The 15441-nt window shown below is 41.3% G+C and carries 16 protein-coding genes; 8 read left to right on the top strand and 8 right to left on the bottom strand.

All coding sequences use genetic code 11. From position 1 onward, the window contains the following. Positions 1–58: 58 nt before the first annotated feature. Positions 59–1297: an AAA family ATPase gene (locus BW716_RS03835; RefSeq protein WP_083721139.1), complete on the top strand. Its 1239-nt coding sequence runs from the start codon at positions 59–61 to the stop codon at positions 1295–1297. Further along, entirely contained in the window at positions 1294–1968 is a 675-nt protein-coding gene (locus BW716_RS03830; protein WP_143708709.1) for a hypothetical protein, read from the top strand. The genes BW716_RS03835 and BW716_RS03830 overlap by 4 nt, the downstream gene beginning before the upstream one ends. A 991-nt stretch (positions 1969–2959) precedes the next feature. Here BW716_RS03830 and BW716_RS03825 read toward each other — a convergent pair. Together BW716_RS03825 and BW716_RS03820 are read right to left on the bottom strand one after the other, a co-directional pair. Then, positions 2960–3700, bottom strand: a complete 741-nt coding sequence (locus tag BW716_RS03825) for a hypothetical protein (RefSeq protein ID WP_083721135.1) — start codon at positions 3698–3700, stop codon at positions 2960–2962. A gap of 13 nt (positions 3701–3713) precedes the next feature. Then, positions 3714–4013 carry a DUF4343 domain-containing protein gene (locus BW716_RS03820; RefSeq protein ID WP_083721133.1) on the bottom strand — a complete coding sequence of 100 codons (300 nt, stop codon included), beginning with the start codon at positions 4011–4013 and terminating at the stop codon, positions 3714–3716. 22 nt (positions 4014–4035) lie between these two features. Between BW716_RS03820 and BW716_RS03815 the strand changes: the two genes are divergently transcribed. The 3 genes from BW716_RS03815 (at position 4036) to BW716_RS03810 (ending at position 6066) form a co-directional block, all read left to right on the top strand. After that, on the top strand, positions 4036–5217 hold the full coding sequence (locus tag BW716_RS03815; protein WP_083721130.1) for a hypothetical protein: 1182 nt from the start codon (positions 4036–4038) through the stop codon (positions 5215–5217). 72 nt (positions 5218–5289) lie between these two features. After that, positions 5290–5430 carry a hypothetical protein gene (locus BW716_RS36620; RefSeq protein ID WP_179090983.1) on the top strand — a complete coding sequence of 47 codons (141 nt, stop codon included), beginning with the start codon at positions 5290–5292 and terminating at the stop codon, positions 5428–5430. Positions 5431–5451: 21 nt separating this feature from the next. After that, entirely contained in the window at positions 5452–6066 is a 615-nt protein-coding gene (locus BW716_RS03810; RefSeq protein WP_083721128.1) for a peptidylprolyl isomerase, read from the top strand. Here the strand turns inward: BW716_RS03810 and BW716_RS03805 are convergent. Genes BW716_RS03805 through BW716_RS03780 form a run of 6 tightly spaced genes read right to left on the bottom strand, consistent with a single transcriptional unit; the run spans position 6063 to position 12543 of the window. After that, positions 6063–6716, bottom strand: coding sequence for a bifunctional 2-polyprenyl-6-hydroxyphenol methylase/3-demethylubiquinol 3-O-methyltransferase UbiG (locus BW716_RS03805; protein ID WP_083721126.1), 654 nt, complete (start codon positions 6714–6716; stop codon positions 6063–6065). The genes BW716_RS03810 and BW716_RS03805 overlap by 4 nt on opposite strands. An 18-nt stretch (positions 6717–6734) precedes the next feature. Beyond that, positions 6735–7721, bottom strand: a complete 987-nt coding sequence (locus tag BW716_RS03800) for a glycosyltransferase (protein ID WP_083721267.1) — start codon at positions 7719–7721, stop codon at positions 6735–6737. After that, a complete protein-coding gene (locus BW716_RS03795) occupies positions 7714–9639 on the bottom strand; it encodes a glycosyltransferase family 2 protein (RefSeq protein ID WP_083721124.1) in 1926 nt (641 codons plus the stop codon). Before BW716_RS03795 ends, BW716_RS03800 begins: the two co-directional genes overlap by 8 nt. Continuing rightward, a complete protein-coding gene (locus BW716_RS03790) occupies positions 9629–10837 on the bottom strand; it encodes an ABC transporter ATP-binding protein (RefSeq protein ID WP_083721122.1) in 1209 nt (402 codons plus the stop codon). The genes BW716_RS03795 and BW716_RS03790 overlap by 11 nt, the downstream gene beginning before the upstream one ends. Continuing rightward, positions 10834–11679, bottom strand: coding sequence for an ABC transporter permease (locus tag BW716_RS03785; RefSeq protein ID WP_083721119.1), 846 nt, complete (start codon positions 11677–11679; stop codon positions 10834–10836). The genes BW716_RS03790 and BW716_RS03785 overlap by 4 nt, the downstream gene beginning before the upstream one ends. A 3-nt stretch (positions 11680–11682) precedes the next feature. Then, positions 11683–12543, bottom strand: a complete 861-nt coding sequence (locus BW716_RS03780; protein WP_179090982.1) for a beta-1,6-N-acetylglucosaminyltransferase — start codon at positions 12541–12543, stop codon at positions 11683–11685. 209 nt (positions 12544–12752) lie between these two features. Between BW716_RS03780 and BW716_RS03775 the strand changes: the two genes are divergently transcribed. Genes BW716_RS03775 through BW716_RS03765 form a run of 3 tightly spaced genes read left to right on the top strand, consistent with a single transcriptional unit; the run spans position 12753 to position 15433 of the window. Further along, positions 12753–13169 (top strand): thioesterase family protein, encoded by a 417-nt coding sequence (locus BW716_RS03775; RefSeq protein WP_083721115.1) that lies wholly within the window; start codon positions 12753–12755, stop codon positions 13167–13169. Between the two features lie 3 nt (positions 13170–13172). Next, on the top strand, positions 13173–14144 hold the full coding sequence (locus tag BW716_RS03770; protein ID WP_083721112.1) for an NAD(P)H-quinone oxidoreductase: 972 nt from the start codon (positions 13173–13175) through the stop codon (positions 14142–14144). A 41-nt stretch (positions 14145–14185) separates the two neighbouring features. Continuing rightward, positions 14186–15433, top strand: coding sequence for an ATP-binding protein (locus BW716_RS03765; protein WP_083721109.1), 1248 nt, complete (start codon positions 14186–14188; stop codon positions 15431–15433). Positions 15434–15441: the final 8 nt, after the last annotated feature.

The following is a 15441-nucleotide window of genomic DNA, read 5'->3' as shown; positions in this document are numbered from 1 at the left end:
GTAATTTGCTTGAAAGCCTTTTCTTTTTTATATTCATCTATACTTTGATGGTAAATTTATGAATGACATATTCATTTCATCTATCAGCATAAATGAAGTTCGGAATACAAAAGAACTCGAAATACCCATTTCGTCTGATGAAAGAAAGCATTTAATCATCACTGGACGAAACGGAAGTGGTAAAACTTCTCTACTTGTCGAATTACAAAAATATCTTTCTGCAGTTATACAAGAAAGCAATATTAGCTTTTTAGCTAATGTTATAAGGCGAAGAGATTATCTTATTTATGAAAAAAATGAAGTAATAAAGAATCATACTCCAGAAAGTATGAGTTCTTACACTACGGAAATAGAAGCTGTTAATAAAGAAATCAAGGCTTTAACAGGCGTGTCAATAAGCTTTAATCATTTTAATGAAATTTTATCAAATTTCAATTCAGGGAAATTTATAGTTGCGTCATTTGACTCAAAGCGTAACTCAAAATTTAATGTACCAAGTGGTATTAACAAAATTAAATTTAAGCGGAATTATAATCCCCGAGAGCATGTTGGAGCTGATTTTATTCAATACATTGTAAACTTAAAAGCAGACAGATCATTCGCTAGGGATGAGAATGAAACGGATGTTGTGAGAGAGGTTGACTCATGGTTTGCAAACTTTGAAAGAAACCTCGCTGAATTATTTAGTGATCCCCAACTTAAATTGTCGTTTGATAGAAAGAACTATAATTTTAATGTACTTGAAACAGGTAAGGAACCATATAATTTAAACCAACTTTCTGATGGTTATTCTGCGGTTTTAAGTATTATAACAGAATTATTATTAAGAATGGAGAGTTCTGGTGCAAAAAGTTATGATGTAGAAGGAATTGTGCTTATAGATGAAATTGAGACTCATCTTCATATTGAATTACAGAAAAAGGTACTTCCATTTCTAACTACATTTTTTCCAAAACTACAGTTTATCATTACAACACATTCCCCATTTGTTATAAGCTCAATAGAAAACGCAGTTATTTGCGATCTTGAAAAGAGGATTGTCACGGATGATTTATCTGGTTATTCCTATGATACTTTAATTGAGAGTTATTTTGAAGCAGATAAATATTCATCAATTTTAAAGAAGAAGATTGCTGAGTTTGAATATCTAAGTTCTAAAGAAGAGTTAGATGAAAAGGAAAGAGATCAACTACGGGAATTAAGGAAATATATTGATGATGTTCCCAAATTCTTAGCAGATGAATTAGCGGTTAAAATTCAACAAATTCAGTTAAGAACACTTAATAAGAACAAATGATTTTTGCTTCTAAATCTCAACCTGCCCCACCTTGCTTAGCAATTGAGAAAGCAAAAGCTACTGGGAGTTACAGATGTGACGGAGTTCTTCATGCAATAAGGAATGATTTCTATAATAAATGCTATATATGTGAGCAAAGAGAGCCTACAACAATAAACGTTGAACATTTTCGACCACATAGAAATTATCGGGATGTGATGTTTGATTGGAATAATCTCTTTTTTGCTTGTGGGCATTGCAATAACATAAAACTAGCCAAACCCATATTTGATGATATTCTAGATGTCACTCAGGAGACAGACGAAGTAGATAAAAAAATAAGATATCATATTAACCCATACCCAAAAGAAAAGGCTGAATTCCGGGCCCTTGAGAACACCGATCGTGTTAATAACTCAGTTACGCTTTTAGATGCAGTTTACAATGGAACTACTACCTTAAAATCTATTGAAGCCGCAAATGTTCGAAATCTTTTACTTAAAGAGATAAGGACTTTTCAGGATTTGTTATTTGACTATTATGATGAAACATATTCGGCTGAGGAAAAAGAGGAAATAAAACAAAAGATTATTAGACATTTGCGTCCTGCATCAAGCTTTACGGCTTTCAAAAGATGGGTAATAAGAGATCATGAAAACCTAAAGGCGGATTTCGAGCAATATTGTGGGTGAATAGCTAAGGCTTTTTTAAGCAGATCTATGAATATGCTAAAGCAACAGTTCAGCTAGTAAAGCCATCATCTTATTATCTTTCATGTCTATGAACTCGATCCTTCTTTGTAAAACTATACTGCTGATATTACCTGTTATTGTCCTGATTTTCGTATTCCTTATCAGAGATATATTACGCATTACAGCCAGAGCAGGAGGAGGTTCATGTGATTTTACCAAAGAGTATACTCTGATTGTAATAGGGCTGCATTTACTAGTACTTAACGTATTTTGCTAATGCAAGGTGCGGGTGGCAACTGGCCTTTTCTTGTGATTGGCATTGCGTTACTTATTTGTTGTATTGCCCTGGGATTCAGAGAGCTTTAAACCTTGTTCTATGGCACTACAAATTTCTACCAATTGTAAAGTTCAAGCATTTACCTGGACATATAATGATGAGAATACTTCTCCAACAACCTGGAGGTGTAGTTGTGATTATTCTGCCAAGGAAGATGAGTCGTTTGTAAGAGAATGTTCTATAATGCCTTTAATGACATTAGGAATAATAAGAGCTTCACACATGATAATCCTGTATTGATTTTAGTAATGTCACTGCAAGAGTAAAATTTCTTCAATCTATAGAAACAAAGCATAAGAATGCTGCAGTAGCAGAAGCTGTTCCTGATTGGGGGCAGTTTAAAATTAAAAATATACTGATAGAATGCGAATTGTGGATATTGTCTAATACGGAGGTTTTGGCCACCCCAAACGGAGCAAAGAGCCCAACTTTTTCAATCTGGATAGTGACTATCTACCTCGTAGTTCATTTGATTTTATTAACGACTGGGTTGATAGTTCCAATAATGTTGATTAGTCTTATACTGTCACCACTTTTAGTACTCTTGATGGTATTTACAATATTGAAATATGGCAAATACAGAGATGGTAAGTTTGGATATCAATAATATTTCAGGCAGGATGTCTGAAAGCCTTTTAAAATTCTATTAAACATTCAATAAGTAATATTCCCCCTAATAGTATCATTCACCTGAACCTTATACCTAATCCCCGTATCTCTCCGGTTCTTTACAAGGTAATCTTCAAATGAATAAAAGCACGACCTCGAAACCTTAATATCCAGCGTATCTCCCTTCATCCACCTAATATCATTAAAACAATCAAAATCAAACCGGGACACATAAAAGTTTCCGTATTTCGGAATGCTATCATGCTTATGAATAACCGAAATATTCAGAAAATAATAACCATTACCAGGCTTAACATATCTATACACAATCAAATCATACTTTTGACTTGGTGATGTTTCTCTATAAAATACTTTCCGCTCGTAAGATGTATCAATAGGATCCTTGTGCACAACTTTCACGATAACGCCATTCATAGGAATTATGCTATCCTTAAATTGGGATTTACCCCTGCTTATAAATTCAGTAAATTTCTCAGCAACAATAACCGTATCGCTACCTTGCCAATAGACATCATCTACGTCGTAACTGAAGAATTTGAATTTATCTGCATTACTTTTAACCGAGTCTGTAGACTTCAAAATTGCGATAAAGTAGGATCGGCCACCATCCCATGCTCCCTGTTCATAGGCGTAGTTTAATAAGAATTTGGTGCTGTCTGGTGAGTATGTTCTTGAACGCTCTGTAAAAGTACCGGGGCCGAAATCCGGAAAACATGCTGGTATGGCCAGCAGAGCCAATGCCAGAAAAACTACAACAAATTTCATAAGTATAAAAATTTCAGCTTCCTACAAAATACGCTGATACCCCCTTCACAATATCTCCAATCCTCGCCTTATAAAACCCTGCCGCATTCATCCCCCCATACTCCACAATAAAATACTCATCCCCACACAAACAGATATCCATCACAAATACATCATGCGGTGTATACTCCTCACACCTTGCCTGTGCAAATGCTACCACACTATCCGGACAACCTTCCTCTTTCTTTAATTTAAAATAATGCCTATACTTGGAAGCCTCCACCTGCTGTCGCTCCCCATCCAAATACGCCTGCAAAAAAAAATCGCATAACATATTTATTCTTTAATTTTATTCAATGGACAATTTAATAGATAACCTCATCAGCCGTTGGGAAAAAGCCTTTGACGACATTCAACACCTCCCTGCTTTCAAAGCACAGGTTAAAACAACACTATACGCCCCCGGCACCCGTTATAACCTCGAAAAATATGACCAGCACTCCTTCCCCTCAAATGGAGCCTTATCAAAGGGAAAAGACGACTACGAATACGGCTTCAATGACCAGGGGGTACCTTGCTACATGACCTTTGGCAATGAAGCAATCAAAACCTTATGGGAAGGTTATTATAAATATACCAATAACCTCGCGGAGTACATAGAATTTAATATCAACACAGGCGTGCCCTCCGCGCTTACAAGGATTACATTTGAAAATGGCCGTAAGATCACCTCACAACGTTTGGGTATAAACGGTAAAGGAACCATTTACAAACCGAGCCAATCCAGGGAAGAGTTAATTAAAGAATATAAAGAAAATGACCTCTTCTTTTTCCTGATCACGACCACATTTGAGTACGATGCCGATGGCAGGATCACCCGCTCCGTAAGCAACAATGTCGCCCCCGGGCTGGGAAAGTATTCTTCCTACGATGAATACTCCTATACCGATAATCAGCTGGATAAGATCAGGACCTTCCATGAAGGAGGCAGTAACCGTCTGACCTACAGCCGGAACAGGGAAAACCTGTCCCAGGACGCGCTGATCGAAAAACTCGCCCAGGCTATGGCCCAATCCATCGTTAGTTCTCTGACGCATCATGAAACTACGTCACCACTGGCCCTCCTGGAAATAAATTACCACTATGCTGATAACTATTTCCCCCTCCTGGTTTCTCAATCTCAACAGGAAGTTGAACAAAGACTCGAAAATGGGGGAGAAGTTTTCTTTCATGACAAATATGACGATTCCTCTCCATTAGATATCACCTCATTCGAAGACTATTTCGCCCAAATGGAACAACTAATGGAAGAACAGGATAACTGGGATATTGGCCGGATAGCCCTCAGAAGAACCGCTGCTATCCTAACCGAAACCAAACTATTAGGGAGAATCAAAACCACCACTGACTTTGCAGCTTATGCTGTAGACTGGACCGTAGAAGGTGGCCGCGAAGATTTAGAGGAAATCCTCCTGGAATGCGGGGTAAAACCTGAAACCCTTGATCTGTGGAAAGAGAAAAAATTCATTACTGAGTAAATTTTATTTCCGATTGGCGTAATCAAAAAGAACGCTCATTCCCAATCTTTACAGCTTCTAAAAGAAGAGCAGATGTTGGATCTTGCTCACAAAGCAGGGTTTAAATATGCTAAAGTGGTATCCGGTGACGACCTTACAAAGGAATATTTTCAGGAAAGAAATGACGGTCTGTCCCTCTCCAATTCAGAACTCATCCTCGTGGCAAATACCTAATTATTTTTTATCTTGAGCGCTATGAAATACATATACGCTAGTCTGTTTTTATTGATATTCGCAGCCTGCGGTCAGTCAGCCGACTACCGCTCCCAGGAAGTCATTCTTGACCAGGCTGTTACGATTGAAGATGCTTACAAGCTGGCTGATAAATATTCCTTTATCACCGCGACTCCATTGAACTCTTCAAAGGATACAAATGCCTTGGATAAAAAGCTGTTTAGTCTGAATGTAGGAGATACTGCCACAATTGAAGGACGTTATTACAGGGTAGTAGCTGATACAGGGAATTACACCTTCCGGGCCAGCTATATCCACCTGGATGGTGCAGTATTAAAGCATAAAGAGATAGACAGCCTCCGCACGTTGATACAACAGCAATACGCCGCCGGTAAATCTTTCGAAGAGCTGAATGCTAAATACAACATGGATCCCAATCAAAAGGACGGAGATACCGGTCCATTTACTGCCGGTATGATGGTAAAACCATTTGAAGATGCTGTACGTGTCCACAAAAAAGGAGATATCTTTTTAGTAGATGTGCCTGATAAGAAATGGTACTTTGTAGTGAAGAAAACTGCCGATAATGAAGGCGAAAAAATAAGGATCGTATTAAGTATTAAGAAAGTAAACTAACGATAAAAAGAGGTCACTGCTTCCTGACCTGTATAATTTGGCCCGGTCTGGTCATCAGCACCCACATAGGTCCAGGTGATATCAATATGTCGGGGGCCGGTACATGTCAGGAGCTTCCTTCTTTTATTATACTCAATCCCATACAAAGCAAATAATTTCTTTACATCCACCCCCTGTATATTATTCAGATCAAGATTGGCCACAAACAAGCCCCATGGTTGCAACGTTGCTATTGCCCTCACTAACACCTTCAATTTATCGCCTATATAATGAATACCATGTACACAGGTAATCAGATCATATTTCTCCGAAGGAACCCAATTCACTAAAGATCGTACCTCAAATTCCAGGCAACCAATAAAAGGAGGTATTTCCTGGAACAAATCCACCAGGTCAATCCCTTTCAATTGCACCCCTGATTGCTGCGCTAATCCTTTCGCATATTGAATCAATGCATTACCCTCCCCACAACATAAATCCAGCCATTTCACCTCACCCCGTTGCGCCAGGCAATCATCGAGGTACTTCGACGGATTGAAAAATAATTCCTTTTCATAACTATTCACTCCAATCGCCACCCGCTTACGATTCATCTTGTTATTCGCCACAATGGGAGACCAGATTAATTCAGCTTCTGTCAGCAATTTCATAACAACAAAATACTAAATTCATTGCTTGTATCGAAGCATTATTTTCAATAAAATTTTACATAAAAAATAGAGCGTTACCTTGTTCGGGTGCATCTTAAATGCTTTGCCAGCCTGGTTAAGCGCTTGTAGGGGTGCATTGTATTTATGATAGGTCATATCAGTAGTTCGTGCAAAATATAATGACCAGTTATATTGGGCCTGCCGTTTTAAACGGGAACGTTCTGTAGCAGGAAGATAAGGTTGTATCAGGTGAATGGCTTTCGAAATATCAAGAATATGCTGACAGGACAGGAAATACCTGCTGGTGATATTGGATGTATGTACTCTGTAATAGGCCAGCCGCTCTGGCGTATAAACCACCGGGTAATGCGCGGCAATCCTTACCCACATTTCCCAGTCCTCGCCATAATGAATGCCGAAAAAACCACCTAATTGTTCATAGACCTTTCTTCTGACCAATACTGCTGGTGGCTGCATTTTTTGCCCTGTAGCTATCTGCAATAGCCAATCCTGTATAACCCCTGTCTCCGTCTTCAGGACGTTACTTTTATTAATTTCAGCTCCCTGCTCATTGATGTATGAAAAACCCGTGCAAATGGCCCCGGCATCAGGATATTGTTCAAATAACTGCGTGGCCTGCTGATAAATACCCTGCCCTGATAAGTCATCTCCGTGTAATAAGTGCACAAAATGCCCCTTTGCACGATTAAGGCATGTTTCAAAATTACGCAGGCTCCCACGGTTCTCCGGTTGTTGGTAAAACGATACCCGACCCTTGCCAATCGATGCTACCAGTGCTGCAATATCCCCATCTGTACTACAATCATCCACCACCTCAATCTGCATCAGCGCCGGCCCCAGGTCCTGTTCCAGCACACTTTTTAAAGTAGCCTCCAGGTAGTGGCTACAATTGTAAGTTGGGATCATCACAGACCATAATGGTCTGTGTACCTCCGGTGAAAGCGGCGCTATAATAGGTGGTTGATCGGGAATCCTGCTATTCATAATATGCATTCCAGTTTTGTTGTCCGGATTGTAACGCCAATCGCTCCTCTTCATTTGATAACAGGGGTATTTGCCTTTTTAATACCTCCTTCACGAATTGCAACATCATTTTCCTGTTGTCCGACATATTCTGACCATGAATCCGGTAAGCAGCTATTCTTTCTTTATGATGAAAAGTAGGTAGCAGCCTTGCTATTTTCAGGTTGAGGTCATAATCTTCACATGCCTTCAGTTTTGTGTCAAAATGAAAATGAAAGAACAGGTCCCTCCTGTATAGAATGCAACCTTCCATACCTATGTAGTTCCCCTGCAATAAAGAGAGGTACCCGGTTCCGCTATTATATACTTCCGCTATGAATTCCCCGTTTGCATCAACCCTGTCATGTGCACCGGATACAAAAGCTAACTGTGGGTAGTACCTGAAATAGAAAAGGTTTACCTCAGCAGCGCCTGGATATAAATAATCATCTGCATCGAGGAAGATCAGGAATTCCCCCTTACTAAATTGTACGCCTATATTCCGTGCTGCTGATAAACCAACACGTTCTACATAGATGTATTTCACCCGGTCTCCATATTCTTTACAAATCGCCGCCGTATCATCGCTGGAACCATCATCCACTACTATAACTTCCATATTGGGCCATGTTTGGCCCAGCGCACTCTCAATGGCTGGTCTGAGATAATGCCCATGGTTGTAACAGGGAATAATTACAGAAACAAGGTTCCACGCTGCTGAAACCGGTTCCAACAGCCATAAGGGAAATGTCTGAATATCCTGCCGCCGCAGGTGTTGATGTGCTTTATAAAATCGAATACCAGATTTACACCCCCTGATCTCAGTGATAATATGCCTGATATACTCCTCCTTGTTCCCTTTTATCCATTGTATTAATCGCTGCAGGTAGTATCGGGGTAACCCTTTCCGTAGTCGCTTTAATTCTCCCGGATGCTGGTAATTTTCATATTGCACAAGCAGTGCACTGACATGCCCACGCATATAACCGAACAGTTGTTTTCGCAACCCTTCTTCAGTAGAACGATGTTCATGATATACAAACAACTCCGGTACATAATAACAATCCCACCCTTCGGCCAGTATGCGGTGCCACATTTCCGAATCACCACTACACCCCGAAGCTCCTACATCCAGCCTTTCATCAAATACCCCCGCCACCTGGAATGCTTCTTTCCGAAAGGCCATATTAGCTCCCGCGCCGATATCCCATGCCGGCACACCATACTCAAGGTGATCAAGAAAATACCGGTGATTAAACCGCTTGGGCAGATACCCTTTATTAAACCCCCACTTTCTTTCAAATGTATACTGCGCCCTTGTATCCAGGGAGGCGGGTATCACAAGCCCTGTCACTGCCATGATCAAAGGATCTGTAAAACATGCCTTTAGATTGGTGATCCAGTTTTGCGGAATGAGGACATCATCATCAGTATAAGCTATAATATCTCCTGTAGCTGTTCTGGCACCTGTATTACGTGCTATATCAAGCCCCTTCCTGTCTTCACGAACATATCGCACCTGGGTAAACTGTTTTGCTACCAGCAATGTCTCATCATTCTCCGGCGCATTATCCACCACAATCAATTCAAAATCAGTATCGGGACCAGATAATAATGATTGCAGGCACTTATACAATGACTGTGGCCGGTGACGGGTACAAATCACAACAGATAATCTTACTGCCTGATCCGTAAATGCAAGTGATGAACCACATTCGCTGTAATGTGTCTGTGCAGGTTGTATAGCAGCCCGTATTTTGACAGTAATGTCCTCCGGCGAAGTAACCCATACATGCCCCAATGGTACTTCTCCTGACCATACCACAACATAATGCCGGCCTTTCTCTACAGAAAAACTATCTACTGCGGATAATTGTATATGGTGTATTTTATAGTACATGCTGCTGCTTTAAAATCACCGGAAACGCAGGACGAACATACCCCATCCATTTCCCAAACCAGGCGGTATTCTCCCTGAAATCTTCCACATTGAATGAAAGACAACCTTCAAAATAAAATATCCGCTGCGTCGTGTCTTTTACAAAAACAATGGATAAATAGTAAGCGCCATTGTTTAGGAAATTACCCGGTATATTACATTCCCCCGTTATAAGCCCTGCACGCAGATCTGATCCTTTGGATGCCACATCAAAAATGCATTCACCGGCCATGTTAAATAAATGAATGCCAACAATCAGACTACCCGGATCGGGATCGCTATACCAAAATTCAAACCTGGTAGTAAATGGTGTACGGATATCGAAAATATCCGTATCATATTCAATGGCTATTTTTTTGATTCGGATATAATCATTGCCAGGCGCTGATTCTGGCGTATCATACCTTTGTTCCAGGTAATTGTTGTCTGTACTTTTCAGGTAATTGGCAATCACAGTCTCCGGCTTGCCTGAATCAATGATATGCCCTTTATGTAAGGTGATGACCCGATCACACAGGTTTTGCAACGCCTGCGTATTGTGACTTACAAACAAAACCGTCTTTCCTTTTCTGTCTGAAATTTCTTTCATTTTCCCCAGGCATTTGCGCTGGAATTCTACATCTCCCACAGCCAGTACCTCATCTACAATCAGAATTTCAGGATTTAAATGTGCGGCTATCGCAAATGCCAGTCGCATATACATGCCACTTGAATAATGCTTGACAGGTGTATCAATTAATTCCTCTACACCAGAAAATGCAATGATCTCATCGAAACACCTTTTTATCTCGGAACTTTTCATTCCCAGAATATTGCCATTGAGAAAAATATTTTCACGTCCGGTCAGATCTCCATGAAATCCTGACCCTACTTCAAGCAGACTGGCAATAGTACCCCTGCCAGATATGCTGCCCGTAGTAGGTGTAGTTATAGAAGAAATGATTTTTAACAGGGTGGATTTTCCCGCACCATTGTTACCAATGAACCCCATGACTTCTCCCTGGTTGATTTCAAAGTTGATATCTTTCAGCGCCCATAGTAAATATTTATCAGCATTCTGTCGCTTTAGCCAAAAGCGAATATCCTCCCGAAGCCGGCCAGAACCTGGATTACCAAGACGGTATAATTTGGAGATGTTTTCAACCTTTATAGCTATCATACAACGTCCATTATTTTAAGTTCCTTTTTCTTAAACAGCGTAATGCCCACCACTAATAAAAATAGTACTTCTACAATGCAAAGTGCCAACCAGCGGTAATGAACAGGTTCATTCGAAAAATAAGCTGCCCTGAATGTTTCTGTGATGACAGTGAGCGGATTTAACCAAAACAATAACTGGTATCGGGCCGGAACAATTGATGCCGGGTACACCACCGGTGTGGCAAACATAAATAGCCTGAGTATAAACTGAAGTGCATAATCCAGGTCCCTGTATCTCGCGGTAAAAACGCTGATAATCAGGCCGGCTCCCAGACCGAATCCTGCGGTCAACAGCAACAGGAATGGAGTGAGCAATATGTAGTAATTACCATGTATTCCCATCGTGGCAAAATGATAGATGTAGATGGCAATAAAAAGTAACAATTGAATACCTATCCTGATACTATGTGAAAGTACATTGCTAACAGGCACTACCAATCGTGGGAAATATACCTTATTGAAAATATTGGCATTTTGCAAAAAAGTATACATCGTCCCATTCAAACAATCGGAAAAGAAACTCCAGAAGAGAATCCCGGACAAATAAAATAGTACGGGCGGAATACCTCCCGTAGAAATCTTTACCACCTTTCCAAAGATGATATAGTAAACCAGGGTAGTCAGTGCCGGTTGAATAAATACCCAAAAAGGTCCCAATACCGTCTGCTGATAACTTGCAATCAGGTTACGCCTTACAAACCGGAACAAGAGATCTTTGTAACTGACAATTTCGCGGAGGTTCCAATCAAACCATTTTGTATTGGCATTAATTTCCCAGTCCCAACTTTCGTTATTTTTCATCGGTTAAACCCAATTTTTAGTATAAAGGATGGTTCTATCAATTTCGTCCTGTATCTGATTGTCAATATTGGGATCAAATTTCCTCGCAAACAGCCGGCTACTATGCTGCAGACAATTCAGATCTTCCATAGTAAGCACTTTCGGGTGCGATCCACCGCCAGAACGATCTATATAGCGGTAATTGTCATTGATGATCATATTGCTTAATGGACTGTTCATCAGCAAGGTATTCACCAGGAATTCATCCGGCGCCCAGGTGTGTTTGAAAAATGAATAACATGTTCCTTCAGACAGGAACTGGCTTAGGTAGAATGCGGCCTCTCCACTCAGCGTCCAGTAAGCAGCTAAAGGCCCTCCATATAGCTGGTAGGGTAGTGGAAACTCCCTTTGCGGTAAAAGGTTGGAAAGTATATTTTCCAGTCGGTGTTTTCCCCTGAAACTGTAATCTATCAGGTGATATCGGGTATACCGCTGATGCGCTTCGTTCCACCAGGCAGTAGGCGGTGTTTCTGAGGTAAGGAAAGAGTGACCAATATAAGCATTGAGAAAATCATAAATATAACCAGTCGGTTTTATCGGATAGTCCTGCCCGCTCAGCAGGTTGACATAGTCATACGATCGGCCACTTGAAAAAATAGCACGCAGCGACGCACCGATGGCCTCAAGCTGACTAAACCCTGCCCAATGCACTGTTTTACGTTCCTGAACAAAAAAAGTATTCGGCAAGCTCGAGAGGGGTATAAAAGGAGCGATGTCTACTTTATTGTCAAGGTGTACATAAAAATCAAATTTCCTGTGGTATAGCGTTCTAATCAATCTCTCTGCCATAGCAGGGTACTGATGCAACACGATAATGTTGGCCATCCTCATAACGATCTCATTGTTGTGGTATCACTGTTACTCGATAGAGAAAAAAATCAGGGAGGAGATAGGTATAGTAATAATATTAAAATTATTAAAACAAATTGAATAAAAGGGTAGTAAAAATTCGACAAAAACAAATATTGATAAAAGGGAAATATTATCAGAATCCTTCATGTAGATTTGCTTATAACTGAAAAAGGACCAACACAATGGAATACGTAAAAGAATACACCGTTAAACCAGAACACATCGACGTTCAGAACATCATGGACGGTCTCTATTACCCTTTCTACATGGAATATTGCAGGCACGACTTTATCAAAGACGTACTGGGTTTCAGCCTGGAAGAAGAAGCACAGAAAGGCATCAATATGGTGCTGTCTCAATATACCATCCAGTTCGTTCGCTCTCTGAAAAGAGACGATACATTCACCGTTACCTGTCAGCTCATGGCAGACGGAAGTGGCAAACCGCAGATCCATTTTGAACAGAAGATCATGCTCAATAACAAGGTCGTTACCAAAGCGGTATTCACAGGCACCTGTGTACCTGCTACCGGTGGCAGACCTTTCCTGCCAGATGCTATCAAAGAAAAACTGAAAGACGCACCCATTTTAAACGCATAAGCTATGAAAGCCATCGTCATTACCAAACCCGGAGGACCGGAAGTACTGCAACTACAGGAATACCCTACACCCACACCGGGTGCAGAAGAAGTGCTGATTGAAATCAAAGCGGCCGGACTGAACAGGGCAGACGTCTCTCAGCGCAAAGGGAAGTATCCACCTCCTCCCGGCGTAGTACAGGAGATCCTGGGAATGGAAGTGGCTGGCATCGTAAAGGAATGCGGCCCGGATGTGACCATGTGGAAACCCGGCGATAAAGTATGTGCCCTCATTGCTGGTGGTGGATATGCCACCTATGTCACTGCGAAAGAAGGACAATGTCTACCCATACCAGATAAGCTTTCATTTGCCGAAGCAGCCAGTCTGCCCGAAGTGATAGCCACCGTATGGACAAATGTCTTTCAGCGGGCACACTTACAACCCGGCGAAAATTTGCTGGTCCATGGTGGTAGCAGTGGTATCGGTATTGCTGCTATCCAGCTGGGGCATGCCTTTGACGCAAATGTATACGTAACCGTCGGCTCAGAAGAAAAAGGCAAAGCCTGCCTGGAACTCGGAGCCGCCGGTTATGTCAATTATAAAGAGCAGGACTTCAGGGAGGCATATGCCAGCACTGGCATGGACGTGATTCTCGACATGGTGGGAGGGGACTATCTGGACAAAAACGTTCAGCTACTCAATACCGAAGGCCGCCTGGTGTACATTAATGCCATGGGTGGAAACATGGCGCAGCTGAACATCGGCAGGATGATGCAGAAGCGCCTCACTATCACTGGTACGACCCTGCGCCCCCGTGATTATACCTTTAGAAAAGCCCTGTCGCAGGAGCTGCTGGAAAAAGTTTGGCCACTTATTCACAACGGAAAATACAAGCCCGTCATATATGCAACTTTTACATATGATAAAGCTCTGGAAGCCCACGCCCTCATGGAAAGCAGCCAACATATCGGTAAGATTATATTAACGAATGAATAAGCCTTTTATATTACTTTTGCCCACTTAAATGCGCACGTAATATGAAAGAAAAAGTGTCTGTTACAGATACCGGTATACAGTCTTCCGGCCTTCCCCGGGACTACATGGAAGCGGTGGCAGAATATATCTGGAATGGTTTTGACGCAGCAGCATCCATCATCGATATCACTTTTGAAACAAATGAAATAGATACTATCCATAGTCTGTCCATTACAGACAATGGTACTGGTATCGACTATGAACAGCTGAAGGAGACCTTCGGTAACTTCAACGACTCTATCAAGAAGGCCACCTTTCAGAAGACATCTTCCTTCATCAAAGGAAACAAAGGCCGTGGACGTTTCTCCTTTTCCGCCTTTAGTGGAAAAGCATTGTGGAAAACTGTCTATAAAGACCAGACCACCGGTCAGCTCAAAGCTTACGAGATCCTCATTACAAAAAACTCTAAAGATTATTTCGATCCGCACAACAACCGGGATCTGTCTAAAGGTGCTACCGGCACCATGGTGACTTTCACGGACCTCTTTGCTGTGACTGGTTTTTCCTTTCAGTCAGATGAATTTAAGACCTTCCTGGAAAGAGAGTTTGGCTGGTTTCTGATGCTGAACCGGGAAAAGGAATACCAGATCCGCATCAATGGAGTGGCTGTACCTTACCAGCAACTGATAGCAGAAAGCGATATTGGCACCTTGCCCATCAAGGATGTGGAGGGTAAGGACCACTATTTCAAGATTACCTTTGTCAGGTGGTCTGAGCGTATTGGCGATAAATTCTTCTTTTACTTCCTCAACTCCCATCAAAAGGAATTGTTCAAGGACCTCACTTCATTTAACAATAATGCGATCGGATTTTATCACAGTGTGTATGTAGAATCCCGCTACTTCGATGCTTTCAACCCACAGGATAATGAGTTGTCTCAAAACCTGTTTGAACGCACCCGTCAGCATGGAGTATTCAAATCGCTGATGAATCACCTGCATGAGCTGGTGCGACTGCGTCAGAAAGCCTTTGTAGATGGAGAAGCGGCAGAGAAACTGGTGGATAACTATGAGAAGAACGGCATCATTCCAAAACTCAATGATGGGAGAAAAAAGAAGGCATTGCTCAAGGTGGTGAAGAGTCTTTACTGTATAGAACCCCGTTTATTTCAGGGATTAAACAAAGAGCAGCAGCGTATCAATGTTGGCTTGCTCGGTATTCTGCTGGAAGCGGGTATGAAGGAGGACATTGTAGAGCTGGTCAGCCATATTGTACCACTCACAGACGAAGACAGAAAGTTGTTGAGATAAAAGAATGC

Origin of the sequence: [Flexibacter] sp. ATCC 35208 (genome assembly GCF_001975825.1) — a bacterium.
Classification (GTDB): Bacteria; Bacteroidota; Bacteroidia; order Chitinophagales; family Chitinophagaceae; genus Chitinophaga.
The sequence above is the reverse complement of the archived record's forward strand: the minus strand, read 5'-3'. Positions and strand labels throughout refer to the sequence as shown.

Bases quoted from the DNA above. Each gene is read 5' to 3' on its own strand.
- BW716_RS03835 (WP_083721139.1), top strand. From the start codon at position 59: ATGAATGACATATTCATTTCATCTATCAGCATAAATGAAGTTCGGAAT.
- BW716_RS03830 (WP_143708709.1), top strand. From the start codon at position 1,294: ATGATTTTTGCTTCTAAATCTCAACCTGCCCCACCTTGCTTAGCAATT.
- BW716_RS03825 (WP_083721135.1), bottom strand. From the start codon at position 3,700: ATGAAATTTGTTGTAGTTTTTCTGGCATTGGCTCTGCTGGCCATACCA.
- BW716_RS03820 (WP_083721133.1), bottom strand. From the start codon at position 4,013: ATGTTATGCGATTTTTTTTTGCAGGCGTATTTGGATGGGGAGCGACAG.
- BW716_RS03815 (WP_083721130.1), top strand. From the start codon at position 4,036: ATGGACAATTTAATAGATAACCTCATCAGCCGTTGGGAAAAAGCCTTT.
- BW716_RS36620 (WP_179090983.1), top strand. From the start codon at position 5,290: ATGTTGGATCTTGCTCACAAAGCAGGGTTTAAATATGCTAAAGTGGTA.
- BW716_RS03810 (WP_083721128.1), top strand. From the start codon at position 5,452: ATGAAATACATATACGCTAGTCTGTTTTTATTGATATTCGCAGCCTGC.
- BW716_RS03805 (WP_083721126.1), bottom strand. From the start codon at position 6,716: ATGAAATTGCTGACAGAAGCTGAATTAATCTGGTCTCCCATTGTGGCG.
- BW716_RS03800 (WP_083721267.1), bottom strand. From the start codon at position 7,721: ATGAATAGCAGGATTCCCGATCAACCACCTATTATAGCGCCGCTTTCA.
- BW716_RS03795 (WP_083721124.1), bottom strand. From the start codon at position 9,639: ATGTACTATAAAATACACCATATACAATTATCCGCAGTAGATAGTTTT.
- BW716_RS03790 (WP_083721122.1), bottom strand. From the start codon at position 10,837: ATGATAGCTATAAAGGTTGAAAACATCTCCAAATTATACCGTCTTGGT.
- BW716_RS03785 (WP_083721119.1), bottom strand. From the start codon at position 11,679: ATGAAAAATAACGAAAGTTGGGACTGGGAAATTAATGCCAATACAAAA.
- BW716_RS03780 (WP_179090982.1), bottom strand. From the start codon at position 12,543: ATGGCCAACATTATCGTGTTGCATCAGTACCCTGCTATGGCAGAGAGA.
- BW716_RS03775 (WP_083721115.1), top strand. From the start codon at position 12,753: ATGGAATACGTAAAAGAATACACCGTTAAACCAGAACACATCGACGTT.
- BW716_RS03770 (WP_083721112.1), top strand. From the start codon at position 13,173: ATGAAAGCCATCGTCATTACCAAACCCGGAGGACCGGAAGTACTGCAA.
- BW716_RS03765 (WP_083721109.1), top strand. From the start codon at position 14,186: ATGAAAGAAAAAGTGTCTGTTACAGATACCGGTATACAGTCTTCCGGC.